A 22,398-nucleotide genomic window follows, 5' to 3' on the forward strand; every position below is an offset into this window, starting at 1 on the left:
GGGCGGCCCGACCCTAGGAAGCGATCAGCCAGGGACGGCCGCCGGTACGGCGGCGGTGGCCCCGGTCTGGCGCTGCGCCTCCCAGTCAGCCAGATCCCCCAGGGCCCGGTCGCGGTAGGCGCCATAGCGGCGGCGTTTGTCGCGGATGCGCTCCGGCAGCTCCGGCATCAGGCCGAAACTGGGGGGCATCGGCTGGAAGCCCCCCTTCCGGGCGCTGTGGCGGCGCTCCGCATCCGAGATGAAGCCCAGCAGGGCGCCGGCCATGGTGGTGGGCGGCAGGTTCAGGGGCGGCAGTCCCCGCACCAGGCGGGCGGCGTTGGTGCCGGCCACCCAGCCGCCCGCCACCGCGGCCGCATACCCCTCGGTGCCGGTGATCTGCCCGGCGGCCAGCAGGTTCGGCCGCTGGCGGAACTGCAGGGTGGGCTGCAGCAGTTCGGGGGACTCCAGGAAGGTGTTGCGGTGCATCACCCCGAAGCGAACGAAGCAGGCGCTCTCCAGGCCGGGGATCATGCGCAGCACCCGCTGCTGCTCGCCCCACTTGAGGTTGGTCTGGAAGCCGACCAGGTTCCAGAGCTGGCCGTCCTTGTCCTCCTGGCGCAGCTGCACCACCGCATGGGCCCGTTTGGCGCGGCGCACGTCGCGGTCGTGCAGGTCGCCCCAGCGCGGATCCCAGAGGCCGATCGGCTTGAGGGGGCCGTAGCGCATCGTGTCCTCGCCGCGGCGGGCCAGCTCCTCGATCGGCAGGCAGCCCTCGAAGAAGGTGGCGCTCTCCTGCTCGAAATCCTTCAGCTCCGCCTTCTCCGCCTCCAGCAGGGCCGTGCGGAAGGCGAGGTACTGCTCCCGGTCCATGGGGCAGTTGATGTAGTCGGCGTCGCCCTTGTCGTAGCGGCTGGCCCGGAAGGCCACCGAGAGGTCGATGCCTTCGCCCTCCACGATCGGGCTGGCGGCATCGAAGAAGTGGCAGGACTCCCGACCGGTGAAGCGCAGCAGGTCGTCGGCCAGCTCGGCGCCGGTGAGGGGGCCGGTAGCCAGCACGGCGATCTCGGCGGGGTCGGGCAACGCCAGCTGCTCGCGCCGCTCCACCGTCACCAGGGGGTGGGCCTCGACGGCGGCCGTGAGGGCGGCGCTGTAGCGGCCCCGATCGACGGCCAGGGCGCCCCCGGCGGGCACCGCATGAACGTCGGCGGTGCGGATCACCAGCGAGCCCAGGCGCCTGAGCTCCTCCTGCAGCAGGCCGGCGGCCCGGTCCGGGGAGAGGGCGCCGAAGCTGTTGCTGCAGACCAATTCGGCGAAGTCGCCGCTGTGGTGAGCCGGGGAGGGGCGCACAGGCCGCATCTCCACCAGCCGCACCGGAATCCCGGCCTCGGCGATCTGCCAGGCGGCTTCGGTGCCGGCCAGGCCGGCACCGATGACGACGACCATCAGGCGCGGGCGCGCTTGAGCATCAGTTGCAGCTGACCCACGGCGGCGCGGCCGATGTTGAAGGCGGCCCAACCCACGGCCAGGAGGATCGGAGCAGCGACGAGCAGCAGCCGGAGGTCCATGGCGACGGAGGAGGAAAACGATGGCGGGATCCTAACGGAGTCCGGCGTGGACCTCCGCCAGCTGGCGGTAGCGGTGGGCGTGCTGGCGCTGGGCCGCGATCGCAGCGGCATCCAGCTGCCGTTTCACCACCGCCGGAGCCCCCATCACCAGGGCGCCGGCGGGCACGTCGCGGGTGACCACCGAGCCGGCCGCCACCAGGGCCCCGGCCCCCACCGTGACGCCGTTGAGCACGATGGCGCCGATGCCGATCAGGCAGCCGTCCTCCAGCGTGGCGCCATGGACCACCGCCCGGTGGCCGATGGTCACATCGGCGCCGATGGTCACGGGCTGGCCCGGATCCCCGTGCAGCACGGCGCCGTCCTGGACGTTGCTGCCCTCCCCCACCCGGATGGCGCAGACATCGCCCCGGGCCACGACGGTGGGCCAGAGGCTGGCCCCCGCCGCCAGCCGCACATCTCCGATCACCACCGCCGACGGGGCCACCCAGGCGGCGGCGTCGATGTGGGGGGCGTCCCAGAGGCTGGGCCAGGCGTCGGGGCTGGACATGGGGTGGCGGGTGGCGGGCTTGGAGAGGGTCGCCGCCGGGTGATAGCTTCCCCAGCGACGGGTCGCTAGCTCAGCGGTAGAGCATTCGGCTTTTAACCGACTGGTCCTGAGTTCGAATCTCAGGCGACCCATCCCAACCACCGCAAGGGACCCCAGCCAAACGCCTCTTTGCAGCAGCGGGTGCCGTCAGCGGTACACGTCGCTGCGGTGGCTGAGCCTGACCACCAGCACGAGAAGGTGGTCGTCTTCGATCTGACAGATCACCCGGTAGTCTCCAACTCTGTAGCGCCATAGGCCGGAGAGGTTGGCTGTCAGGGCCTTGCCTCTCTGGCGCGGGTAACTGCAACTGGACACCATTTCCTGGAGGTAGGAGTGATACGACCGGCTGCCGTGCGATCCAGCTTGCGTAGCTGCCGTGCGGCCTCCGGGATGAACTCAACCGTCCAGGCCAAGGTCGCTCACGAGTTGATCCATCGGGATGGTCGGCTCCCCAGAACGACGGTGGGCCTCCAGAGCCGCGGCCCCGAGGTACGCATCCTCCAGGTCGTCCAGGCCCTGCTCAATCAGCTCCCGCAGATCAAAGGCCTTGGTCCGCCCCGTTTCGGAGACCAGCCGATTCAGCCGCGCCTCTGTTGCAGGGTCCAGGCGAACGGAGGTGGCCATGGAGTCAACTGAATGCGTGTATTCAGCCTAGTTGCACCATCCCGCAACGCACCCCCTTGAGCACGGCCTGCAGGCGGTTGTTGACGCCGAGGGTCTGGAGCAGGCGCTTGGTGTAGGTGCGGGCCGTGGCGTCGCTGACCACGAGCTTGCTGGCGATCTCCCGGTCGCTGAGGCCGCTGGCCAGCAGGTCGAGCACCTCGTATTCCCGCGGTGTCAGCCGGGGGCAGCTGAGGTAGGGAAGCTTGCCGGAGCGCAGGGAGGGGCTGCGGTAGGAATGGTGCCCCATCACGGCGATCACGGCGGCCTGCAGGGGCCGCTGGTCCTCGACGATGTCGGCCTCGGCCACCACGGCCTCCAGCCAGGGGGCGTGCTCGTATTCCGCCGGGATCACATCCCCGAGGGCCAGCATCACCACCTTGAGATCGGGGTACAGCGCCTTGGCCCGGCGGGTGAGCTCAAAGCCGTTGCCGCTCTCCAGGTGATCGGTGCAGAGCAGCAGGTCGTAGGGCTCCCGCTGCAGATAGTCGAGGCAGCCCTGCTCGTGGGTGATGGCGCAGCCGATCAGGCTGCGGTCGCTGATGCTCTCGCACAGGGCCCGCAACAGGAAGCGGCCCTTCATGGCGATCGCCACCTTCCCCCCGGAAGCCACTGAAAGCAGCACCGCATCGAAGGTGTTCCCCTCCAGGCTGCCCAGGAACGGCGTGAGATCCATGGTGGCCGGGCCATCCAGGTCCCCTTCATCATCCGTTCCCGCGGGCCGGGATCAGAAGCGGAAGGTGGTCTTCACCAGGCCACCCAGCTGCCGGAACGTGGTGCCGGGGGTGGTGTCCTGACCCAGGGGCCGGCTCAGGTAGAAGAGGGCTGGGGTGACGCTGATGTTGTCGGTGACCTGCAGCTTGTACCACCACTCCCAGGCGAAGTTGCCGTCCTGGGGCATCTGGTCGCCCGTCAGGGCCGTGGCGAAGACGGGCTGGCCCACCGCCATGCCGAGGGCGTTGCCTTTGACGAAGGCGTCGTCCCACTGCAGGCCCACCATCCACGACTGGCTGGTGCGCAGGGCGCCGGGGGCCTGGGCGCTGTCGACGCTGGTGCCGTTGAGGCCCCAGCCCAGGCTGATGGAGGGAATCCAGCCGGAGTTGGCCGGTTGCCAGTAGCCGCTGACGCCGAAGGCATCGGTGCGGCTGTTGGGATTGGCTTCGTAGGTGAGGCCGGTGAAGGGGGTGGTGCCCGGCACCCCCACGCCCGACTGGATGCGGGAGTAGATCGCCGCCAGACCCCACTGCTCCTTGGCGTAGCCGATCTGCACGGTGCCTGTGCCGGCCGAGGCCACGGTGCCGATGCCGCCGATGTTGGGATCGCCCACATCGCCGTTGGCGGCCACGTAGTTGGCGCTGATGCTGAAGCCGCCCTGCTGCCACCAGAGGCCGGCCCCGGCTCCGAGGTTCTTGTTGTAGGCCGCCGGGGCGCCGTTGAGGGTGAACAGGTTGAGAATCGTGTCGGAGGGGTAGGCGCTCGGCCAGAGGGCGAGCATGTCCTCCTGACCCACCCGTCCGCCGACCGTGGCGGTGAACTGGCTGCCGATCGGGAACTGGTAGAAGAGCTTGTCGATCGCCACCACGTCGCCGCAGTCGGCGGGGCCACCGCAGTCCTCCTGGAAGGCGGCCTCCAAGGTGGAGAGCCCACCCGTGGGGCCAGCGCCGCCGAAGGCGGAATCGGCGAAGTTGCCGGCCCTCAGGTTCGTGCGCAGCAGGTCCTTGCCGGTGAAGCTGGTGTCGAAGGTCAGCTGGATGTCGTAGCTGAAGGTGGTCGCCCCCACGGCGGCCCGGGCGCCATCGACGTTGGGGGTGTCGCTGCCCGAAAACGCATTGGCGCCGATCACGAAGGTGGCCTGGCCGCTCAGCTTGGTGGTGGTGGAGAACTGGGTCGCTTCCAGCTCACCCACCTTGGCCTCCAGGCCATCCACCCGGCCGCGCAGCACGCCGAGTTCCTTCTCGAACTCGGCCATCAGGCGCTTCAGCTCGTCGGTCACCTCGGTGATCCGGTCGAGACAGGCGTTCAGCAGGGCCGCCGCCTCAAACCGGGTCATGGCCTGGCCGCCCTTGAAAGTGCCGTTCGGGTAGCCGGCGACGCAGCCGTAGCGCTCGATCAGGTTCGAGAGCGCCTGGTAGGCCCAGTCGGTGGGCTTGACGTCGGAGAACTGGTTGATGCTGGTGACCTGCTCCTGGCTCTGGCCCGTTCCGGACCGGGCGTAGCGGTTGATGGCGTCGAGATTGAGCTCTGCGGCCGTGGCCGCCGGGGGCATGGCGGCCAGAAGGACCAGGCCCAGAGGGGCCTGCCTGAACCTGGAAACGACACCACGTCTGTTCATGGAAGGTCCGCCGGGACGAAGGAAAGGAATGGGAATCATTCTCGTCCCAATCCTTCGGTTTTGCCGGGCTGGCATGGTCAGTCCGGCTGGCGGCTCAGAGCGCGAACAGGGCGTCGTAGTGGCCATACTCCGGCTTGCGTAGGCCATCGGTCGCCAGCATCCGCCGCAATTCGATGATCTCGGCGCGCTGGGCCACGATCACGCCCCTGGCGAAGCGCCGGATGGTGGGATTGGTGCTCTTGACCAGGGCGTCGTGGGCCATGATCAGCGCCCCGCCGTGGTGATGGAGCATCCCCTCCAGGAACCAGACCACCCGGTTGTCCGGGGTGGGTGGCTCGCCCATCATCCGCATCCCGTCGATCTGGGCCTGGCTCATGCGGGTGAGGCCACTGAGGCTGTTGGGATCGCCGCCTCTGGCCAGGGCCACCGGATACACGGGCGCCTGGGGATACCAGGCCTTGCGCCACAGCCCCATCGCCCGGATCTCGCTGGCCTGATCGCGCCAGATCGTCTTGGCCAGGGCCCCCACCCCAGGCGCGCCGATGCCGAAGACGAATTCACTCATGCGCAGGGCGCCCGTGTGGTGCTGCACCATCCCGTCGATGAAGCGCAGGTCGTAGGTGGCGCCGGCGGGACCGACGTCGTGGGCGTGGCCGCTGTGGGCAGGCGTCGCTCCGGCCGGGGTCGGCTGGACCGGTGTGGCGTGATCGTGATGGTGGTGCATGCCGCCGTGGTCCTGGGCCAGAACGGGGGCCGCCAGGCACAGGACGCAGAGGGTCCCGAGCAAGGCGGGGGAGAAACGGCTGGGGCGCATGGGAGCTCGGGAGGAATCCTCACCGTATGGTCTCCACTTGGCTGGAGAGTCAAGGCGTCCCGTACCAGCTGCGGTACCACTGGGCCATCTGCTCGATCTCCTGGCTCTGGGCCTTCACCATGGCCTGCTGCATGGCCAGTAACTGGGGATGCTGGCTGTTGGTCTGGGCCATCGAGGCCATCATCACGCCCATGCGGTGGTGGGGAATCATCTGTTGGATGAAGGCGCGATCGAAATCCGAGGCGTTCTTCAGCCAGGCGACATCGGTGCCCGTTCCGCCCATGCCACCCATCCCCATCATTCCCATGCCGCCGCCGTGGCCCATCGCTCCGCCCCATGCCGGCACGGAGCCACCGAACCACTGGCGGTACCAGGTGCGCATCTGGGCGTTCTCCTGCGTCTGGCTGTCCTTGATGCTGCGGGCCAGGGCCTTGATCTCCGGCCTCCTGGCCCGGCTCAGGGCCAGATCCGCCATGGCGATGGCGCCGTCGTGGTGGGGAATCATCATCACGATGAAGTGCTGATCCATCGGCTGGGTGCCGATGCGGCCCGCACCCATCCCGCTCCCCATGGGAGGAGCACCGGTGGGTGGAACTGCAAGCGCTGGTGTCCCAAGCCCCAGGAACAACGCACCCACCCCTGCGACGGCGGCCAACCGGCGCGCCGCCACCCGTGTCTGGCCGCCGGTGGATCGGGAATGGATCATCAGCTCTGCTCCCTTGCGTGTGGCTGTCTTCAGCTTGGAAAGGCAGCAGGGTGCTGATGTGGGTCCGGCACAGGGCTTCATCTTCGGACCCAGCGCCATGGCCGTTCGCGGCAACCAGGCCTCAGACCCGCAGATTGGGGCAGATCACATCCCCTTCCTTGGCCGGATCGCTCTGCCAGCCCGCCAGCAGGCCCTGCAGTTCCTGTCTGAGCTGCCCCAGTTCCTCGATCTGGGCATCGATCCGCCCGATCTGCCGCTCCAGCTGGATCTGAATGTCAGCGCAGGGCAGATCCCCGGCGTCATGCACCACCAGACAGCCCTGGATCTCCTCCAGGCTGAGCCCGAGGGTCTTGAGCCGGCGGATGAACTCGAGGCGCCGCAGGCTCTGCTCAGCAAACAGCCGGTAGCCGCCCTCGCTGCGACCGATGGCCGGCAGCAGTCCCAGATCCTCGTAATAGCGGAGGGTCTTGACGGGCAGGCCGCTGCGCCCAGCCAGCACGCCGATTTTCATGCCGGTCTTGATGCCGGTCTTGATGCCGACGGCCGCCATGGCGTGATTCTCCACTCCTGGGGAGACTTTATCGGGGCCGAAGGCTGCCGCCGGCCACGGATGGCTCAGGACGCCGCCGCCTTGATGATCGCCTTTGTGGCGGATTCGACCTCACGCGCCACCTCCACCACGTCAGGATCGGAGCAGAGGATCTGCAGCATTCCCTCGGGGCGGATCATGCCGATCCGGGTCTGACGACCTTCCGTGAAAACGGAGATCCGACACGGAAGCGCCATGGACAACGTCATGTGGCGTGTCAACACCCTGGCAGCCTGCCCTGGGTTGCAGACGTCGTAGATCCGACAGTTCTCGGTGAATGCGATACCCTTCCCGCGCAGGGTGTGGCCGAGGTCATGAACCGCCAGGACCCCGAAGCCCTGGGCCACGATGGCGTCCTGGAGGTCCGTACTCGCCTGCTCAAAGGACTTGGTTGTGTCGGCAATGAAGATGGGATCCATGGGAGTCAGGGCCTGTTGGGGTGATGGGGAGTCGTGACATCACCGCAGACAAGCTGTGTCGTCAGGTGTCGCCAGGTGTCCGCCCCAACCAGTGGCTGTCCACTGGAGGGAATCTGCGGCGAGCCTGCGGTCGGCCGGGCCCCGTCAGCCCTTTCCGTCAGCCAGTTTCGCGGCAGCATCACTGACCTTCTGGGCCACAGCCTTGGCTCCATCCTTCAGATCCTCTGCAGCGTTCATGGCGGAGGCCTGAACCTGTTTGGCCTTGCCCTTGAGTTGGTGACCGGCATCGCCAGTCAGTTCGCCCAGGGCCGATTCAAGTTTGCCTTCCGCATCCTTGGCGGCGGCGTCAGCTTTGTTGGACATGGTTCGCGTGGCGAGGGGAATCAGCAGCATGGGGATCCTGGGTGCCAAGACCTTGGGTGCGAAGATCTTCGCTTCAAAAAGGTTGTCGTCCTTCGGCTGCTGCTGCTTCAACCTAGGGATGGCAGAACGACCTGCGTGTGAAGTCTTCGGTGCAACCCAAGGGGAAGTCTGGCCAGTCCAGGCCTTGCTTGGATTGGATTGGTTCGGATCGCATCTTCTGCATTAACCTGCATCATCCTGGCAGCAGATCTGCCTCTGTTCTGGCACCCGTTTCAAGGTTTCTGAATGATCGCTTGAAAAGGAAACCCCTGTGAGAGAGTGGCTTCAGCAGGGTGGAACCATGGCGAAGCCGCTGATTGGTGCCGGCATGGGATCGGTGTCCTCTCCTGACGGGGTCGCGTTCCGGGTCTGGGCCCCCCATGCCGAGCATGTCTCTGTGATCGGGTCCTTCAACGATTGGAATGGTGCCGCCGACCTGATGGAGTCCGAGCCGGGTGGCTTCTGGTCCATCACCGTTGAAGGTGCCAGGATCGGCGACCATTACAAGTATGAGCTGGCAACGCCGTGCGGGGTGTTCAAGAGGATTGATCCCTATGCCCGTGAGGTCACAAACTCGGTTGGCAATGCCATTATCCATGATCCGCACTTTGACTGGGACGATGATGACTTCTTCATACAGAACTGGAATGAGCTTGTTATCTACGAGTTGCATGTCGGCACTTTCAACAATGATGATCTCAGTCAGGCAGGACGATTCAATTCCATCACGACGCGACTGGAGCACCTGAAACGGCTGGGCATCAATGCCATTCAGATCATGCCTGTCGGCCAGTTTGCAGGCCAGCGCTCCTGGGGCTACAACCCATCCCATATCTTTGCCGTCGATACCGACTATGGCGGTTCTCTGGGCTTCAAACGGTTCATCAAGCGAGCCCATCAGATTGGGATTGGCGTGATTCTGGATGTTGTTTTCAATCACTTCGGTCCCAGTGATCTTGACCTCTGGAGATTTGATGGCTGGTCGGAGAATGACAAGGGGGGAATCTACTTTTATAATGATGATCGCTCCCAGACGCCCTGGGGGGAGACACGGCCCGACTATGGCCGGGGGGAGGTGCGTCAATACATTCTTGATAACGTCAGGATGTGGCTCGAGGAGTATCATCTTGATGGTCTTCGATTCGACAGTACCGGTTACATTCGCAGCATCGGAGATGCTGGAACCGAAGAGATTCCAGATGGTTGGAGTATCCTTCAGGCCATCAACGAAACCGTCGCCCGGCAGTATCCGGGGCGGATCACCATCGCCGAGGACCTCCGCAGCAATGACTGGTTGACCAAGGATGTGGGGGCTGGAGGCGCCGGCTTTGGATCCCAATGGGATCCCCATTTCATCCAACCCATCCGTCAGGCCGTGATTGCACCGAGGGATGAAGACCGTGCTCTGGAGAGGATCCGGGATGCCATTCTTTATCGCTACAACGATGATGCGTTTGAACGCGTGATCTACAGCGAATCCCATGACGACGTGGCCAATGGGCAGTCCCGGATTCCCCAGGATGTCAACCCGGAGGATCCCACCGGCTGGCATGCCCAGAAGCGTTCCACCCTGGCGGCCGCCATGGTGTTCACGGCACCCGGAATTCCCATGCTGTTTCAGGGGCAGGAGTTCCTTGAAGGTGGCTGGTTCCGCGATACGGTCCCCGTCGACTGGGACCAGCGCCAGGAGTTTCGGGGCATCGTGCGTTTGTACCGGGATCTGATCCGCCTTCGCCTTGATCGGCAGGGCGTCTCCCGTGGGCTCTGCGGACAGTTCAGCCAGGTGTTTCATCTCAATACCCAGCGAAACGTGATGGCCTTTCACCGCTGGGATCGAGGCGGCCCCGGAGATGATGTGGTGGTGATCGCCAATTTTTCACACCAGACCCAGGAGGACTACATCGTGGGTTTGCCGGCGGCCAATTCCTGGACACTTCGCTTTAATAGTGATTGGCACGGCTACAGTGAATCCTTTGCTGGTTACCCAAGCGCTGATCTTGCAGCCGTACCGGGGGATCGGGATGGCTTCCCTTTTCACGGCTCTTTTGGGGTGGGTCCGTACAGTGTTCTGATCTATTCCCAGTGACCCTCCGATTCTGTGCCTGGCGAGCCGATGCGACGCTTCAACATCCATCACCTCACCACCTACTCCTACAGCGCCCCTGTCGGGCTCGGCACCCATACACTGCGTCTTCGTCCCCGGGAGGGCCACGACCTGCGCATCGAAACCTCCTCGTTATCGATCAGCCCGGCGGCAAAGCTGCGCTGGCACCGGGATGTGGAGGGGAATTGTCTTGCCACGGCGTCGTTCCATGACATTTCTGACAGATTGCTGATCGAAAGCAATCTGATCATTCAGCAATACGACCGTGTTCCGCTTGATTTCGTTGTGGATGAGGAGGCGGTTAACTATCCCTTTCACTATGCGTCCAAGGATCTCCCTTTGCTGGAGGCCTATCTGTCGCTAACGGACCCACAACCGAGTCTGCCTTTGCTGCAGTGGATGGCAACGGTCTGGCAGCCCGGCGAGAGCATTCAGAGCTACACGTTGTTGAAGCGGCTGAATCTGGCGGCCCACCACCGCATCTCCTACCGACAACGTGACGAGCCTGGTGTCCAGAGCTGTGCCGCGACGCTCCAGGGCGGCTGGGGGTCCTGCCGTGACATCGCCGTTCTGTTCATGGAGGCGGCCAGATGTTTCGGATTCGCAGCCCGTTTCGTCAGTGGTTACAGCTTCACGGCGCTGCCGCCGGAGCAAGCCGGCAGCACGCATGCCTGGGCGGAGGTCTTTCTGCCAGGGGCTGGCTGGAAGGGGTTCGATCCCACCCATGGCGACATTGTCGGCGACACCCACATCCCTGTCGCGGTGGCCCGACGGCCCGAGTCGGTGACACCCATCGCCGGCAGCTTCTGCGGAGCTTCCCTACTGTCGATGCAGGTGGGCGTCTGGATCAGCGAGCTGCAGGGCTTCACGACGCAGCTTGAACCCTGATGGTGACGTTGCCCCTGGACCCCCTCCTGGGAGATGCTGATCCGCCCGTCTACCGGATCGTCTGCCCCACCGGGCGCTCCGCCGTGTTGCTCACGGGCGACCACGCCGGCCGCGCCATTCCCTGTTGCCTGGCCGGCCTGGGCCTGAGCGATCGGGTGCTGGACACCCATGTGGCCTGGGATCTTGGCGTGGCGGGGCTGGCCCTGCTGCTGTCAGCGCGGCTCGATGCCTTCCTGATCCTGCACAACTATTCGCGGCTGGTGGTCGATGCCAACCGGCCGCCGCAGGCGCCCGATTCGATTGTCAGCCACAGCGAGACCGCCGCCATCGCCGCCAATGCCGACCTCGCCCCCGCGGAGCGGCAGCAGCGGCTGGATGCGCTCTTCCACCCCTACCACCGCCGCATCGCCGCCGAGCTGGAGGCCCGGCGCGGGCGCGGCCAGCCGAGCGTGCTGGTGACGCTGCACAGTTTCACGCCGGTGCTCGGCACCGACGTGCGCCCCTGGCACGTGGGGGTCCTGTACGGCCGCGATGGCCGTCTGGCCCGGCGGATCCGCCAGGGACTGGAGGGCGAGCAGGGCTTGCTGGTGGGGGACAACGAGCCCTACGCCGTCAGTGACGCGAGCGACTACACGCTGGTGGTGCACGGCGAGGCGCGCCGGATTCCCCACGTGGAGTTGGAGATTCGCCAGGACCTGCTGGCCACCGAGGCCGCCCGGCAGGAGTGGGCGCAGCGCCTCGCCGGTGTGCTGGAGGGAGCCCTGGCGGAGGGATTCCCACCACTCCCGGCTCACCACACTTCTTAGGGTGATCCATGAACTCCCTTCAACAGGCCTCGCCACCACCGAGCCAACCCCTCGAGATACGGGTGGGATTCGATGTGGCGCTCCGCTTCCCCGCGCCGACACCCATGATCGTCACCCTGGGGGTGCATGCGAGCCGGGTCGCCGATCTGCTGGAGGCCGATCCGCTCCAGGTGGAGCCCCAGGTGCCCCTGCGCCTGTATGTGGATTCCTACGGCAACCATTGCCACCGGCTGGTGGCACCGTCCGGCTTGCTGCGACTGCGGGGCAGCGGGCTGGTGGCCGATTCCGGGCGGCCCGATCCGGTGCTGCCCGCTCTGGAGCAGCGGCCGGTGGAGGAGCTGCCGGAGGAGGCGCTGCTGTTCTTGCTGGCCAGCCGCTTCTGTGAGTCCGACCTGCTCTCGCCCATGGCCTGGTCCAGGTTTGAGGGGGCCCCTGGTGGCTGGGGGAGGGTGCAGGCGATCTGCGATTTCGTCCACCAGCACGTGCGTTTCGATTACGGCCGCTCCAGCGCAACGAAGACCGCCCTGCAGACCTTCGAAAGCCGGGAGGGGGTGTGCCGTGACTTCGCCCATCTGGCGATCGCCCTTTGCCGCTGCATGAACATCCCGGCGCGATACTGCACCGGTTACCTGAGTGACATCGAGGTGCCGCCGCCCCACACGGCCATGGACTTCCATGCCTGGTTCGAGGCCTACCTCGGGGATGGCTGGCACGTGTTCGACCCGCGCAACAACACGCCCCGGATCGGGCGGATCCTGATCGCCCGGGGCCGGGACGCGGCGGATGTGGCGCTCACCACCACCTTCGGCCCTTCGGAGCTGGAATCGTTTGAGGTGTGGACCGCATGACCTATTGCGTGGCCGTGTTGCTGGAAGGGGGGATGGTGTTCGCTTCCGATTCACGCACCAATGCAGGTCTGGACGATTTCGCCAGTTTCTGCAAGATGACCGTGTTCGAGCGCACGGGCGATCGGGTGCTCGTGCTGCTCAGCTCCGGCAGCCTGGCCGGCACCCAGGCGGTGATCGGCCTGCTGCGCCAACGGGCCGAGGCCGGCGACGGCAGCCCGTCGGTCTGGACGGCCCAGACCATGTTCGAGGTGATGGGCTTGGTGTCGGATGCGGTCCGGGCGATCGAGCAGCGGGACGGCCCTTATCTCAAGGCCTCCGGCTCCAGCTTCAATGCGTCCTTCCTGGTGGGCGGGCAGATCAAGGGGGAGGAGCCCCGGCTGTTCCGGATGTATGCCGAGGGCAACTTCATCGAAGCCGGCGCGGACACGCCCTTCCTGCAGACGGGCGAAGCCAAGTATGGAAAGCCGATCATCGACCGTGTGATCCATTCCGACACCACCCTGGGAGAAGCGGCCAAATGTGTGCTGGTGTCGTTCGACTCCACCATGCGCAGCAACCTGTCGGTGGGGATGCCGATCGACCTGCTCCTCTACGAGCGGGATCGCCTCGCGATCACCCAGCGGCGCCGGTTCAGCGAGGGTGACGTCTATTTCCAGGAACTCAGCCGGGAGTGGAGCGCGGGGGTGCGGCAGGTGTTCCGGGAGTTGCCGGAGCTGGTCTGGTAATCACCATCCCGTGGCGCGACTGGCCGATGCCGGACCGGGATCGGTCTCACCCTTTCCCACCGCTGGTGCTGATCCACGGCATGTGGGACACCCCCGGTGTGTTCGACCCGCTCAAGCGCCAGCTGGCAGGGCGCCGCGGCCCCCTGTTGATTCCCCACCTTCCCCACCGCTTCGGGCTGACGCCGATCGCGGTGCAGGCCGGCCTGCTCGCCACCCACATCGACGCGTCCTTCGGCCAGGAGCAACCCATCGACCTGCTGGGCTTTTCGATGGGTGGGGTGATCGCCCGCGCCTGGATCCAGCTGCTCGGCGGCCATCGGCGCACCCGGCGGCTGATCAGCGTGGGCAGCCCCCAGCAGGGCACCCTCACAGCCGGGCCCTGGCCCCGCTGGCCCCTGGCTGGCATCGCCGACCTGAAGACGGGCAGCCCGTTACTGCAGCGTCTTAACGCCGACCTCACCACCCTGCAGACGGTCGATTGCTGCAGCTTCTACTGCGAGCCGGATCTGATGGTGATGCCGGCCTGGCGTGCCGTGCTGCCGATCGGTCCGGGGAAGAAGCTGCCGGTGCGCTACCACCACCAGCTCCTGAGCCACCCGGCCGCCCTGGAGGCCTTAGTCGACGAGCTGCTGCGTCCCTAGCTTAGAAGCACAAGCAGCTGAGCCGACCGTGGATCTGTTGGCCATCTCCCTGCTGGTGCGCTGGCTGCTCGGCTGGGCCCTGTGCCTGCGTATGCCGCGTCTCCCCCCCTCCAGGGTTCAGGGTCAACCCTCTGTTTCGGTGCTGATTCCGGCCCGCAACGAGGAACACACCCTCCCGAAGCTGTTGTCTGCCCTGCACCTCCAGAGCCTCACCCCCACGGAGGTGATCGTGATCGACGATCACTCCAGTGATCGCACGGCCGCCATCGCTGCCGCAGACGGGGTCAGGGTGATCCAGCCACCGCCCCTGGCGGAGGGATGGTGCGGCAAGACGTGGGCCTTGCACCATGGCGTCCGCGCCAGCGCAGGGAAGCTTCTGCTGTTCCTCGACGCCGACACCGAGCCCCACCCCGAGTTCCTGAAGCGTCTCGTGGCGGCGCAGCAGGAACTGGGCGGCCTGGTTTCGGTCCAGCCCTTCCACCGCACCGAGAAGCCCTACGAGCAGCTCTCGGTGCTGTTCAACCTCGTGGGGCTGATGGCGGTGCCGATGGGGAAGAACTGCGGGGTGGCTTTTGGTCCGGCCATGGCCACCAGCCGGGCCGATTACGACCACATCGGCGGCCATGCGGCGGTCGCCGATAAAGTGGTGGAGGACTGGTTCCTGGGCCATCTGTACGAGCAGGCGGGACTGCCGGTGAGCGCCTTCATCGGCCAAGGCCTGCTCGACTACCGCATGTATCCCGGCGGCCTCCAGAACATGGTGGTGGGCTTCGCCAAGAACTTCGCCACCGCCGCCGGGGAGGTGCGCTGGTTCTGGATGCTGGCTGTGCTCCTCTGGATCTCCGGGCTGTTCTGGGCCGCCTGGTGCCTGCCCGCCTCCCTGCTGGGCTGGCCGATGGTGGGGGAGGCCTCCGTGCTGCCCAATCTGCTCCTTTACCTCGCCTTTGCCGTGCAGCTGCTGGTGGTCACCCGGCGGATCGGCGACTTCGGCTGGATCTGCCTGATCTTCCCGATTCCCGTGCTGTTCTTTCTGGGGGTGTTCGCTCTGGCGATCCTGAATCTGGAGCGGGGCACGATCGAATGGAAAGGCAGACGGTTTCCGACGCGCTAGCGGTCCTGGCCTGCGGCCTGGGCTGGTTGCTGTGGTCGGTGCTGATCGGCTGGCTGGCCCACCGCCTGCCCCAGTCGGCCCTGGCGCGCGACACCTGGCTCACCGGTCGACGTCCCTGGCCGGAGAGCAAGGAGGGCTTTGAGCAACGGCTCGGCATTCACCGCTGGAAATCCCTGCTGCCGGATGCCGGCACGGCCTTTCCAGGCGGTGTGGCCAAGAACAGCCTGGTGGGCCGGGATCGCGCCACCCTGCAGCGCCTGCTGGAGGAGACCCGTCGGGCCGAGCTGGTCCATCTGGCGCTCTGGCCGTTCTGGATCGTGACAGCCCTGTGGCTGCCGCCGGCGGGGGTGCTGAGCAACCTGATCTTCGCGACCCTGTTCAACCTGCCCTTCATCTGGCTGCAGCGCTACAACCACCTGCGGGTCCAGGGAACCCTGGCGCTCCTGGACAGCCGCGCCACGGTCCCCTGATCCCTCAGTGGCCCACCAACCCAGCCTCCAGGGTGACGTTCACGCCGATCCCCTGGTCCTCGGCGTGGCGAGCCGCCACGAGCCGGTGAGCCCCCCCCTCCAGCACGAACGCGTCGCGGGAGGCATCGAACCAGGCCAGGCGTCGCAGCGGGATCTCGATCGCCACCCGCTCGCTCTGGCCGGGCTGGAGGCTCAGCCGGCGGAAGCCCACCAGGCTGCGGCGCGGCCGTTCCACGGCCTGACCGGGGGGCTCGGCATAGATCTGGACCACCTCGGCAGCGTCCATCGTCCCCGTGTTCGCCACCGTCAGCCTGAGCTCCAGGGCGCAGGGAAGCAGCTGGGCCTCCGGGTCGCTGTGGCTGAAGCTGCTGTAGGACAAGCCGAATCCGAAGGGGAAGGCCGCTGGGTGACGCTGGCGTCCCAGCCGCCGGTAGCCATGCCAGAGGTCGTAGGTGATCTGCCGGGCCCGGGGATCGAACGGTGGCAGGTGGCTGGCATCGGTGGGCACCGCATAGGGCATCCGCCCCGAGGGTGACACCCGTCCCAGCAGCACGTCGGCGAGGGCCTCCCCGCCCCGCTGGCCTGGGTACCAGAGCAGCAGCAGGCCAGGCACCCGCTGGCGCCAGGCCTCGCAGAGGATCGCCCCACCCCCCATCAGGACCACCACCGTGCGGGGGTTGGCGGCGGCGACGGCCAGGATCAGGGCCTCCTGGTCGGCCGGCAGCTGGAGCCTGGTGCGATCGCCCGAGGCGAAGGCGCCGCCGGCGCGGGCCGAGCCCAGGCGTGTCACCTGGGCGGCCGCGGCCGCCAGCCGCGACCACAACGGCAGCAGGCGGCGGCGACCGACCAGGCGCAGCAGCCCGTCGGGAGGGGGGGCCTGGCCCAGGATCGGTGCCAGATCCCCGGGGTGGATGTGCTCGCCCTCGTGGCGCCAGTCCAGACCCACCACCACCAGCGCCGCGTCGCTGCGGGCCGCCAGGGCCGAGGCCACGGCCAGGTCGTTGCCATCGGTGTGAGCCAGTCTGATGTCCGGCGCCGCAGCCCGCAGGCCGGCCAGGGGTGTCACCACCGACCCCGGCGTGGGCCGGGTGTCGGAGGAGCCCCGGTCCCCCAGGTTGGCGGTGTCGGCCAAAGGCCCGATCACCGCCAGGGAGCCGATCCCGCGCAGGGGCAGGAGGTTGCCCTCGTTCCTGAGCAGCACGATCGATTTGGTGGCCGCTTCCCGCGCCAGATGCTGGTGGTCGCGGCAGCCCCGCAACGATTCCGGGTAGGCGCCTCCGGGCACCGTTGCCTGGGCCAGCAGCAGCCGCAGCACGGCGTCATCGATCCGTGCCATCGGCACCCGTCCCGCGGCCACCGCCGCCGGAAGCGTGGCCTGGAAGATCATCCGAAACGGCATCTCCAGGTCCTGGCCGGCCGCGATGGCGGCCTCTCCATCGCGGATTCCGAAGATGAAATCGCTGAGCACGAAGCCGCGGAAGCCCCAGCGCTGCTTGAGGATCTCCTGCAGCAGATGGGGATGCTGGCCGCACCAGGCCCCGTTGACACTGTTGTAGGCGCTCATCACCGCCAGGGCCCCGGCCTCGATGCAGTCGCGGAACTGGGGCAGGTAAAGCTCCCGCAGCACCCGCTCGCTGGCATCCACATCGACCCTGAAGCGGGCGCTGTCGATCGAGTTGAGGGCGAAATGCTTGACGCAGGCGATGGCATGGCGCTGCACGCCACGGGTGGTGGCGGCCCCCATGGCGCCCACGTGCACCGGGTCCTCGCCGTAGGTCTCCTGGGCCCGGCCCCAGCCGGGGTGGCGCAGCAGGTTGACGCAGATGCCGCCCAGCAGATTGGCGCCGAACGATCGCGCCTCCTTGCCCATGGCCTCGCCGATCCTTTCCTCCAGATCAATGTCCCAGCTGGCACCGCGCCCGATGGGCGCCGGGAAGGTGGTGGCGCCGCCTTCGAGCACCACACCCCGGGGGCCATCGACGAAGTGCAGACCGCCGATGCCCAGGCGACGCATAACCCCGGCCGGCCAGGGGCGGCGGTGGGAGGCGTCGTGGAAGGCGATCTCCGCCAGGCCCCCCCAGAACGGGGTGTCACCGTCGAGCAAGCCGAGTTTTTCGTCCAGGCTGAGGCCATCCAGCAGGGTCCTGGCCTGCTCCTGCAGATGGCTCCAGTCGTGGGGTGTGGGCACCCATTCAGCCTAGGTACGGCGCTTCCTGTCGAATGTCTGCCGCCATGGGTGGATCGCGGCACAGACACCCTGATGGGTCCCCGTCGATGGCAACACCTGGGCAGATTCCGAAAAAGCTCCCTGTCAACCACTGCGCGAGAGCGGCTGGGGCTTCCACGGCCGCGCCGAGCGGCTGGCTGGTCCGATGGCTTGACTCTCCAGCCGAGGGGAGACCATAGGCTGAACCTTTCGCCCTCGGCGTTGGTCTGCCCCTGATGAGCCACTCCAGCGCGGGTTCCCCCTGTTGCCACGCCGAGCCGGCGGCCGGTACCGCAACGGCCATGGAGCGGGAGCTGGCCCATGAGCTCACCATGTTGCGCCGCAAGCTGTCGGTGGCGGCCGTGCTCACCGGTCTGGTGGTGGCGGCCACCCTGCCCCACATGCTCGGTGTCCACCTCAAGTGGCTGCCGGGCTGGTTCACCAGCCCCTGGACCCAGCTGGTGCTGAGTTCCCCTGTGCTGTTCTGGTGCGGCCGGGAGTTCTTCACCGGCGCCTGGTCGGCCCTGCGCCGTCACAGCGCCGACATGAACACCCTGGTGGCCGCCGGCACCGGCATTGCCTGGCTGGCCTCGCTGGTGGCCACCGCGTTTCCGGGTGTCCTCGTCGCCGAGGGACTGCCGGCCGATGTGTACTACGAAACCGCCGCGGTGATCCTCACCCTGGTGCTGCTGGGCCGGCTGCTGGAAGCCCGGGCCCGCGGCCAGACCTCCGAGGCGATCCGGCGGCTGCTCCAGCTCCAGCCCCCCACGGCCCGGGTGCTGCGGGAGGGGGTCGTCACCGAGATCCCCGTGGCGAAGGTGATGGTGGGGGATCTGGTGCAGGTGCGTCCCGGGGAGAAGCTGCCCCTCGATGGCGTGGTGGTGGAAGGCAGTTCCTGGGTGGAGGAGTCGATGCTCACCGGCGAGCCGACACCGGTGGCCAAGGGCCCCGGGGATGGGGTGATCGGCGCCTCGATGAACCGCAGCGGCAGCTTCAGCTTCCGTGTCACCCGGGTGGGCGCTGACACCATGCTGGCCCGCATCGTGGAGCTGGTGCGCCAGGCCCAGAGCTCCCACACCCAGGTGCAGCGCCTGGCGGATCAGGTGGTGGGCTGGTTCGTGCCGGTGGTGATTGCCATCGCCATCGCCACCTTTGTGCTGTGGTTCCTGGTCAGCGGCAACGTTGTCCTGGCGAGCCTGTTCCTGGTGAGTGTGCTGGTGATCGCCTGCCCCTGCGCCCTGGGCCTGGCCACCCCCACGGCGATCATGGTGGCCTCCGGCAAGGGGGCCGAGAACGGCCTGATCTTCCGCAGCGCCGAGGCGCTGGAAACGGCCGGCGGGCTGCGCACCATCGTGCTCGACAAGACCGGCACCCTCACCGCCGGCCAGCCCGAGGTGACCGATTTCGAACGCCTCCGCAGTGGCCAGCTGCCGGCCCAGACGCTCCTGGCCCTGGTGGCGGCGGTGGAATCGCGCTCGGAGCATCCCCTGGCCGAAGCGATCGTGGCCTACGCCACAAGCCGTCGCGGCGACGCGGAGCTTCCGGATGTGGACGTCTTCGAGGCCATGACGGGTCTTGGCGTCCTGGCCACCGTGGCCGGGAAGGAGGTGCGGGTGGGCAGCCCCCGCTGGCTGGACGCATCGGGCCTGGACACCGCTCCCCTCGATCCGGTGGTGTCGCGGCTGGAGAGGGCCGCCCGCAGCGTGGCCGCCGTCGCGGTGGCCGGAAGGATCGAGGCCTGCTTCGGCATCGCTGATCCGATCAAGCCCGAAGCCCATGCCGCCGTGGCAGCCCTGCGCCGCCTGGGTCTGGAGGTGGTGCTGCTCAGCGGTGACGCACGCCGCACCAGCGAAGTGGTGGCCGCCGATGTGGGCATCGTGCGGGTGATCGCCGAGGTGCTTCCCGGCGACAAGGCGGCGGTGGTGCAGCGATTGCAGGAGCAGGGCCAGGGACCGGTGGCGATGGTGGGCGACGGCCTCAACGACGCTCCCGCCCTGGCCCGGGCCGAGGTGGGCATCGCCATGGGAACGGGCACCGATGTGGCGATCGCCGCCAGTGACATCACCGTGCTCTCGGGCCATCTGGGTGGCGTACCGGCGGCGATCGAACTCAGCCGCCGCACCATGGCCACCATCCGCCAGAACCTCTTCTTCGCTTTCGCGTACAACGTGGCGGGAATCCCGATCGCCGCCGGCCTGCTGTTCCCGCTCACGGGTTGGCTGCTGAACCCGATGCTGGCCGGGGCCGCCATGGCCTTCAGCTCGGTGTCGGTGGTGAGCAATGCCCTGCGGCTGCGCCGCTTCCAGCCAGCCCATCGTTCCGTGGGGGCCGCAGCATGACGCCCCTCTTCGTCGCAACGCCTCTTTCCCTCTCAGCGCCGTTGTGGCGCACGATTCCCCAGCCGCTGGCCCTTCAGGTGCTGGTGACGGCGGTGGGGCTGGCCCTGATCCTCGCTGAACTCTGGTGGTTTCTGGGCCGCCATGGTGGTGGCGTGGTGGCCAGCGAAGGGGAGCAGGGGGTGCAGGAGATCACCATCACCGTGGATGGCGGCTACTCCCCGTCCCAGATCAGGGTGAAGGCGGGCCGGCCCGTGCGCCTCCGCTTTCACCGCACCGATCCGAGCGGCTGTGTGGCTCAGGTGATTTTCCCGGACTTCCAGCGCACCCTCGACCTCCCCCTGGGGGCCACCACCAGCATCGAGCTGCTGCCCAACCGACCGGGGCCTTACCCGTTCCACTGCGGCATGAACATGGTGCGCGGCAGCCTGGCTGCGGAGTGACGGGGAAGAGGCTTTCGAGCTGGCCTGTGATCACCATGCGGCGTTGTGATCACCAACCTTGACAATTCTTCTGCTTGGTTGCTGCAGATCGCCAGATAAAAAGGGTTCGAAAGACCAATCCTGGTATCCTTGATTCCAGTGCTCGTGAACGTGTTCCAGGATTGATGAAAAAAAGTTTCATCGGACTCTTCAGCCAGGCATCGCTGCTGTTCGTGACCCTGCCCATGGTCGCTTTGCCCATGGCCGTGGCGGCACCGGAGGCACGGGCCCAGGGCAATCCCTGGGGGTCCCCAAGCCAGCAGACGCCGGGGCAGACCACGCCCTGGGGCGGCGGGGGCGGATCCGGGGGCGCCGGTTACGGCCGACCGAGCGGCAGATCCCTGACGTTCCCTGTCCAGGGGGTGATCTGTGATGGCTCCGTGAGCGTCTGTTTCAATGCCAACGGTGCCGCCCTGGCAGAAACCGAGCAAGAGTTCGGCCGTCGTGCGCGCCGCAATCTGGAAAACAATCTGGTCAACAATCCGATCGTCGATGTCACCTTCGCCAATGGCCGCTATTGCAACTTCAACCTGCGCGGCTGCTGGACCAACAACCAGCGCACCTCCTACGACCCACGGCTGAATCCCTGGCTGTTCGGCTCCAATGCCGGGGGCGTCAACCAGGGCGGCCAGGGCACGGTGATCGGCGGCTCCGGATCCACCTGGGGACCGGGCAGCGGCCTCAACCCCGGACAGCAACCCAACACCAGCTTCCGTCCCGCTTTCACCCGCACCCGCCAGAGCGGCACCTGCGCCTGGACCAATGCGGGGATCTCCATCTACAACGGCACCTGCCGCTACGAGATCGTCCAGAACAACGTCAATGGTTCCAAGACCCTGGCCTTCACCTTCGACAGGCTGCCGATCTCCAACCAGCTGCGCACCATCCGTTTCACGGCCCAGGGCAACAACCCCTGGAACATCCAGTTGCCGAACGGCGCAACGGCGGCCGTCGTGTCCAAGGTGAATGCCGACCAGTACCGCACGGACATCCAGCTGGGTTGGAGCAACGTGTTCAACCTGGGCTTCAGAAGCTCCACCCAGGCCACAACGGCCCAGTTGAATCAGGCCCTGCAGCCTGTGGATGGCTATGGACAGGTGGTTCAGGGCAGCGACGCTGAAGGGTTGGGGCAGGCCCTTGGCGGGTTGCTGCAGCAGCTGTTCGGCGGCCAGTGACGGCCGTCAACCCGCCATGGTGCCCACGCCATCGGACGCGTTGCTGAAGAACCGACGCAGATTCACGCCGGCTTCGTGGGCAGCGATGGTGACCTGGAGCTTTTGTTCCGCATCGAGCCCATCCCAGAAGGCATGGAACAGATCCAGGGAGGCCTTGGCACTGCCCACCACACCCATCACCGCCATCGGTGCCGCCAGCCAGGGGAAGACCAGCAGCACCACCGAAAGCACGGCCCCCACGGCCACGCCGGTTTTGGCGGATTCCAGGCTTGTGCCCAGCACCAGCCGGATCTGGGTGATCCGGTCGATCTCGCCCCGTTTGCGCAGGGCCTCGGTGCGCAGGGCGGTGAGCAGCGCCTGGTAGGTGGCGTAAAGCACCACCCCTCCAACGGTCGATTCCGAGAAGAACTCGCCACCACTGACGGCACCACCGTTGTGGTTCAGATCCACCGAAGCCAGACCCGCCAGGGGCGCCACCTCCCAGCCGGCGCGGGGGATGCGGAAGGGGTCGTGCTCGCGGGTCATGGGAACAAGGGAGCCGGACGTCCAGCCTG

At 67.0% G+C, this 22,398-nt stretch carries 25 protein-coding genes and 1 tRNA gene; 12 read left to right on the top strand and 14 right to left on the bottom strand.

What is annotated here, in order from left to right:
- Nucleotides 1–24: 24 nt before the first annotated feature.
- The 3 genes from trmFO to KBZ12_RS06085 are packed head-to-tail and all read right to left on the bottom strand — an operon-like array spanning nucleotide 25 to nucleotide 2,091.
- Entirely contained in the window at nucleotides 25–1,422 is a 1,398-nt protein-coding gene (trmFO, locus tag KBZ12_RS06075; protein ID WP_254957018.1) for an FADH(2)-oxidizing methylenetetrahydrofolate--tRNA-(uracil(54)-C(5))-methyltransferase TrmFO, read from the bottom strand.
- Nucleotides 1,422–1,544: a photosystem II protein Y gene (locus KBZ12_RS06080; protein ID WP_015108528.1), complete on the bottom strand. Its 123-nt coding sequence runs from the start codon at nucleotides 1,542–1,544 to the stop codon at nucleotides 1,422–1,424. Before KBZ12_RS06080 ends, trmFO begins: the two co-directional genes overlap by 1 nt.
- A 31-nt stretch (nucleotides 1,545–1,575) precedes the next feature.
- Entirely contained in the window at nucleotides 1,576–2,091 is a 516-nt protein-coding gene (locus KBZ12_RS06085) for a gamma carbonic anhydrase family protein (protein WP_254957019.1), read from the bottom strand.
- 59 nt (nucleotides 2,092–2,150) lie between these two features.
- On the opposite strand from KBZ12_RS06085, the gene KBZ12_RS06090 reads away from it, so the two are divergent.
- A tRNA-Lys gene (locus KBZ12_RS06090) sits at nucleotides 2,151–2,222 on the top strand.
- Nucleotides 2,223–2,277: 55 nt separating this feature from the next.
- Here the strand turns inward: KBZ12_RS06090 and KBZ12_RS06095 are convergent.
- The 9 genes from KBZ12_RS06095 to KBZ12_RS06135 form a co-directional block, all read right to left on the bottom strand.
- Nucleotides 2,278–2,448, bottom strand: a complete 171-nt coding sequence (locus KBZ12_RS06095) for a type II toxin-antitoxin system RelE/ParE family toxin (RefSeq protein ID WP_254957020.1) — start codon at nucleotides 2,446–2,448, stop codon at nucleotides 2,278–2,280.
- A 78-nt stretch (nucleotides 2,449–2,526) separates the two neighbouring features.
- Entirely contained in the window at nucleotides 2,527–2,754 is a 228-nt protein-coding gene (locus KBZ12_RS06100) for a DNA-binding protein (RefSeq protein ID WP_254957021.1), read from the bottom strand.
- Between the two features lie 22 nt (nucleotides 2,755–2,776).
- A complete protein-coding gene (locus KBZ12_RS06105; protein WP_254957022.1) occupies nucleotides 2,777–3,466 on the bottom strand; it encodes a response regulator transcription factor in 690 nt (229 codons plus the stop codon).
- A 51-nt stretch (nucleotides 3,467–3,517) separates the two neighbouring features.
- Entirely contained in the window at nucleotides 3,518–5,056 is a 1,539-nt protein-coding gene (locus tag KBZ12_RS06110; RefSeq protein ID WP_254957023.1) for an iron uptake porin, read from the bottom strand.
- Between the two features lie 160 nt (nucleotides 5,057–5,216).
- Nucleotides 5,217–5,936, bottom strand: coding sequence for a DUF305 domain-containing protein (locus KBZ12_RS06115; RefSeq protein WP_254957024.1), 720 nt, complete (start codon nucleotides 5,934–5,936; stop codon nucleotides 5,217–5,219).
- Between the two features lie 49 nt (nucleotides 5,937–5,985).
- The gene (locus KBZ12_RS06120; RefSeq protein ID WP_254957025.1) at nucleotides 5,986–6,507 is read right to left on the bottom strand and encodes a DUF305 domain-containing protein; all 522 of its coding nucleotides are present in this window, start codon (nucleotides 6,505–6,507) and stop codon (nucleotides 5,986–5,988) included.
- Nucleotides 6,508–6,763: 256 nt separating this feature from the next.
- Nucleotides 6,764–7,192, bottom strand: a complete 429-nt coding sequence (locus KBZ12_RS06125) for a heavy metal-responsive transcriptional regulator (protein WP_254957026.1) — start codon at nucleotides 7,190–7,192, stop codon at nucleotides 6,764–6,766.
- Nucleotides 7,193–7,257: 65 nt separating this feature from the next.
- Nucleotides 7,258–7,650 (bottom strand): DUF302 domain-containing protein, encoded by a 393-nt coding sequence (locus KBZ12_RS06130; RefSeq protein WP_254957027.1) that lies wholly within the window; start codon nucleotides 7,648–7,650, stop codon nucleotides 7,258–7,260.
- A 144-nt stretch (nucleotides 7,651–7,794) separates the two neighbouring features.
- Nucleotides 7,795–8,124 carry a CsbD family protein gene (locus KBZ12_RS06135; protein ID WP_254957028.1) on the bottom strand — a complete coding sequence of 110 codons (330 nt, stop codon included), beginning with the start codon at nucleotides 8,122–8,124 and terminating at the stop codon, nucleotides 7,795–7,797.
- 229 nt (nucleotides 8,125–8,353) lie between these two features.
- Between KBZ12_RS06135 and KBZ12_RS06140 the strand changes: the two genes are divergently transcribed.
- The 8 genes from KBZ12_RS06140 to KBZ12_RS06175 are packed head-to-tail and all read left to right on the top strand — an operon-like array spanning nucleotide 8,354 to nucleotide 15,645.
- Nucleotides 8,354–10,138, top strand: coding sequence for an alpha-amylase family glycosyl hydrolase (locus KBZ12_RS06140; protein WP_254957029.1), 1,785 nt, complete (start codon nucleotides 8,354–8,356; stop codon nucleotides 10,136–10,138).
- A gap of 27 nt (nucleotides 10,139–10,165) precedes the next feature.
- Nucleotides 10,166–11,044, top strand: coding sequence for a transglutaminase family protein (locus KBZ12_RS06145; RefSeq protein ID WP_254957030.1), 879 nt, complete (start codon nucleotides 10,166–10,168; stop codon nucleotides 11,042–11,044).
- Nucleotides 11,045–11,046: 2 nt separating this feature from the next.
- Nucleotides 11,047–11,850 carry an N-formylglutamate amidohydrolase gene (locus tag KBZ12_RS06150; protein WP_254957031.1) on the top strand — a complete coding sequence of 268 codons (804 nt, stop codon included), beginning with the start codon at nucleotides 11,047–11,049 and terminating at the stop codon, nucleotides 11,848–11,850.
- Nucleotides 11,851–11,858: 8 nt separating this feature from the next.
- Nucleotides 11,859–12,698 carry a transglutaminase family protein gene (locus KBZ12_RS06155; RefSeq protein ID WP_254957032.1) on the top strand — a complete coding sequence of 280 codons (840 nt, stop codon included), beginning with the start codon at nucleotides 11,859–11,861 and terminating at the stop codon, nucleotides 12,696–12,698.
- Nucleotides 12,695–13,423, top strand: a complete 729-nt coding sequence (locus KBZ12_RS06160) for a peptidase (RefSeq protein WP_254957033.1) — start codon at nucleotides 12,695–12,697, stop codon at nucleotides 13,421–13,423. The genes KBZ12_RS06155 and KBZ12_RS06160 overlap by 4 nt, the downstream gene beginning before the upstream one ends.
- A gap of 26 nt (nucleotides 13,424–13,449) precedes the next feature.
- Nucleotides 13,450–14,064 carry a triacylglycerol lipase gene (locus KBZ12_RS06165; protein WP_254957034.1) on the top strand — a complete coding sequence of 205 codons (615 nt, stop codon included), beginning with the start codon at nucleotides 13,450–13,452 and terminating at the stop codon, nucleotides 14,062–14,064.
- 28 nt (nucleotides 14,065–14,092) lie between these two features.
- Nucleotides 14,093–15,175: a glycosyltransferase family 2 protein gene (locus tag KBZ12_RS06170; protein WP_254957035.1), complete on the top strand. Its 1,083-nt coding sequence runs from the start codon at nucleotides 14,093–14,095 to the stop codon at nucleotides 15,173–15,175.
- Complete coding sequence (locus KBZ12_RS06175; protein WP_254957036.1) at nucleotides 15,145–15,645, top strand: hypothetical protein; 501 nt, start codon at nucleotides 15,145–15,147, stop codon at nucleotides 15,643–15,645. The genes KBZ12_RS06170 and KBZ12_RS06175 overlap by 31 nt, the downstream gene beginning before the upstream one ends.
- 4 nt (nucleotides 15,646–15,649) lie before the next feature.
- On the opposite strand, the gene KBZ12_RS06180 is transcribed toward KBZ12_RS06175, so the two are convergent.
- Nucleotides 15,650–17,833, bottom strand: coding sequence for a glycoside hydrolase family 3 C-terminal domain-containing protein (locus KBZ12_RS06180; protein ID WP_254957037.1), 2,184 nt, complete (start codon nucleotides 17,831–17,833; stop codon nucleotides 15,650–15,652).
- A 254-nt stretch (nucleotides 17,834–18,087) separates the two neighbouring features.
- Here KBZ12_RS06180 and KBZ12_RS06185 point away from each other — a divergent pair, with 254 nt between their 5' ends.
- The 3 genes from KBZ12_RS06185 to KBZ12_RS06195 all read left to right on the top strand — a co-directional run bounded on the left by KBZ12_RS06185 (nucleotide 18,088) and on the right by KBZ12_RS06195 (nucleotide 21,844).
- Nucleotides 18,088–20,190, top strand: coding sequence for a copper-translocating P-type ATPase (locus KBZ12_RS06185; RefSeq protein WP_254957038.1), 2,103 nt, complete (start codon nucleotides 18,088–18,090; stop codon nucleotides 20,188–20,190).
- Nucleotides 20,187–20,630, top strand: a complete 444-nt coding sequence (locus KBZ12_RS06190; RefSeq protein WP_254957039.1) for a cupredoxin domain-containing protein — start codon at nucleotides 20,187–20,189, stop codon at nucleotides 20,628–20,630. The genes KBZ12_RS06185 and KBZ12_RS06190 overlap by 4 nt, the downstream gene beginning before the upstream one ends.
- 164 nt (nucleotides 20,631–20,794) lie before the next feature.
- Nucleotides 20,795–21,844, top strand: a complete 1,050-nt coding sequence (locus tag KBZ12_RS06195; RefSeq protein WP_254957040.1) for a hypothetical protein — start codon at nucleotides 20,795–20,797, stop codon at nucleotides 21,842–21,844.
- Nucleotides 21,845–21,850: 6 nt separating this feature from the next.
- Here KBZ12_RS06195 and KBZ12_RS06200 read toward each other — a convergent pair whose 3' ends face one another.
- A complete protein-coding gene (locus KBZ12_RS06200; protein ID WP_254957041.1) occupies nucleotides 21,851–22,369 on the bottom strand; it encodes a hypothetical protein in 519 nt (172 codons plus the stop codon).
- Between the last annotated feature and the right edge of the window lie 29 nt (nucleotides 22,370–22,398).

Origin of the sequence: Cyanobium sp. Cruz CV13-4-11 (genome assembly GCF_024346055.1) — a bacterium.
Taxonomy (GTDB): Bacteria; Cyanobacteriota; Cyanobacteriia; order PCC-6307; family Cyanobiaceae; genus Cyanobium.

Coding starts and splice junctions, on each gene's coding strand:
- KBZ12_RS06185 (WP_254957038.1), top strand. CDS start 18,088: ATGAGCCACTCCAGCGCGGGTTCCCCCTGTTGCCACGCCGAGCCGGCG.
- KBZ12_RS06155 (WP_254957032.1), top strand. CDS start 11,859: ATGAACTCCCTTCAACAGGCCTCGCCACCACCGAGCCAACCCCTCGAG.
- trmFO (WP_254957018.1), bottom strand. CDS start 1,422: ATGGTCGTCGTCATCGGTGCCGGCCTGGCCGGCACCGAAGCCGCCTGG.
- KBZ12_RS06175 (WP_254957036.1), top strand. CDS start 15,145: ATGGAAAGGCAGACGGTTTCCGACGCGCTAGCGGTCCTGGCCTGCGGC.
- KBZ12_RS06105 (WP_254957022.1), bottom strand. CDS start 3,466: ATGGATCTCACGCCGTTCCTGGGCAGCCTGGAGGGGAACACCTTCGAT.
- KBZ12_RS06195 (WP_254957040.1), top strand. CDS start 20,795: ATGAAAAAAAGTTTCATCGGACTCTTCAGCCAGGCATCGCTGCTGTTC.
- KBZ12_RS06120 (WP_254957025.1), bottom strand. CDS start 6,507: ATGGGGAGCGGGATGGGTGCGGGCCGCATCGGCACCCAGCCGATGGAT.
- KBZ12_RS06145 (WP_254957030.1), top strand. CDS start 10,166: ATGCGACGCTTCAACATCCATCACCTCACCACCTACTCCTACAGCGCC.
- KBZ12_RS06095 (WP_254957020.1), bottom strand. CDS start 2,448: ATGGTGTCCAGTTGCAGTTACCCGCGCCAGAGAGGCAAGGCCCTGACA.
- KBZ12_RS06110 (WP_254957023.1), bottom strand. CDS start 5,056: ATGCCCCCGGCGGCCACGGCCGCAGAGCTCAATCTCGACGCCATCAAC.
- KBZ12_RS06190 (WP_254957039.1), top strand. CDS start 20,187: ATGACGCCCCTCTTCGTCGCAACGCCTCTTTCCCTCTCAGCGCCGTTG.
- KBZ12_RS06160 (WP_254957033.1), top strand. CDS start 12,695: ATGACCTATTGCGTGGCCGTGTTGCTGGAAGGGGGGATGGTGTTCGCT.
- KBZ12_RS06200 (WP_254957041.1), bottom strand. CDS start 22,369: ATGACCCGCGAGCACGACCCCTTCCGCATCCCCCGCGCCGGCTGGGAG.
- KBZ12_RS06100 (WP_254957021.1), bottom strand. CDS start 2,754: ATGGCCACCTCCGTTCGCCTGGACCCTGCAACAGAGGCGCGGCTGAAT.
- KBZ12_RS06080 (WP_015108528.1), bottom strand. CDS start 1,544: ATGGACCTCCGGCTGCTGCTCGTCGCTGCTCCGATCCTCCTGGCCGTG.
- KBZ12_RS06085 (WP_254957019.1), bottom strand. CDS start 2,091: ATGTCCAGCCCCGACGCCTGGCCCAGCCTCTGGGACGCCCCCCACATC.
- KBZ12_RS06115 (WP_254957024.1), bottom strand. CDS start 5,936: ATGCGCCCCAGCCGTTTCTCCCCCGCCTTGCTCGGGACCCTCTGCGTC.
- KBZ12_RS06130 (WP_254957027.1), bottom strand. CDS start 7,650: ATGGATCCCATCTTCATTGCCGACACAACCAAGTCCTTTGAGCAGGCG.
- KBZ12_RS06165 (WP_254957034.1), top strand. CDS start 13,450: ATGCCGGACCGGGATCGGTCTCACCCTTTCCCACCGCTGGTGCTGATC.
- KBZ12_RS06140 (WP_254957029.1), top strand. CDS start 8,354: ATGGCGAAGCCGCTGATTGGTGCCGGCATGGGATCGGTGTCCTCTCCT.
- KBZ12_RS06125 (WP_254957026.1), bottom strand. CDS start 7,192: ATGGCGGCCGTCGGCATCAAGACCGGCATCAAGACCGGCATGAAAATC.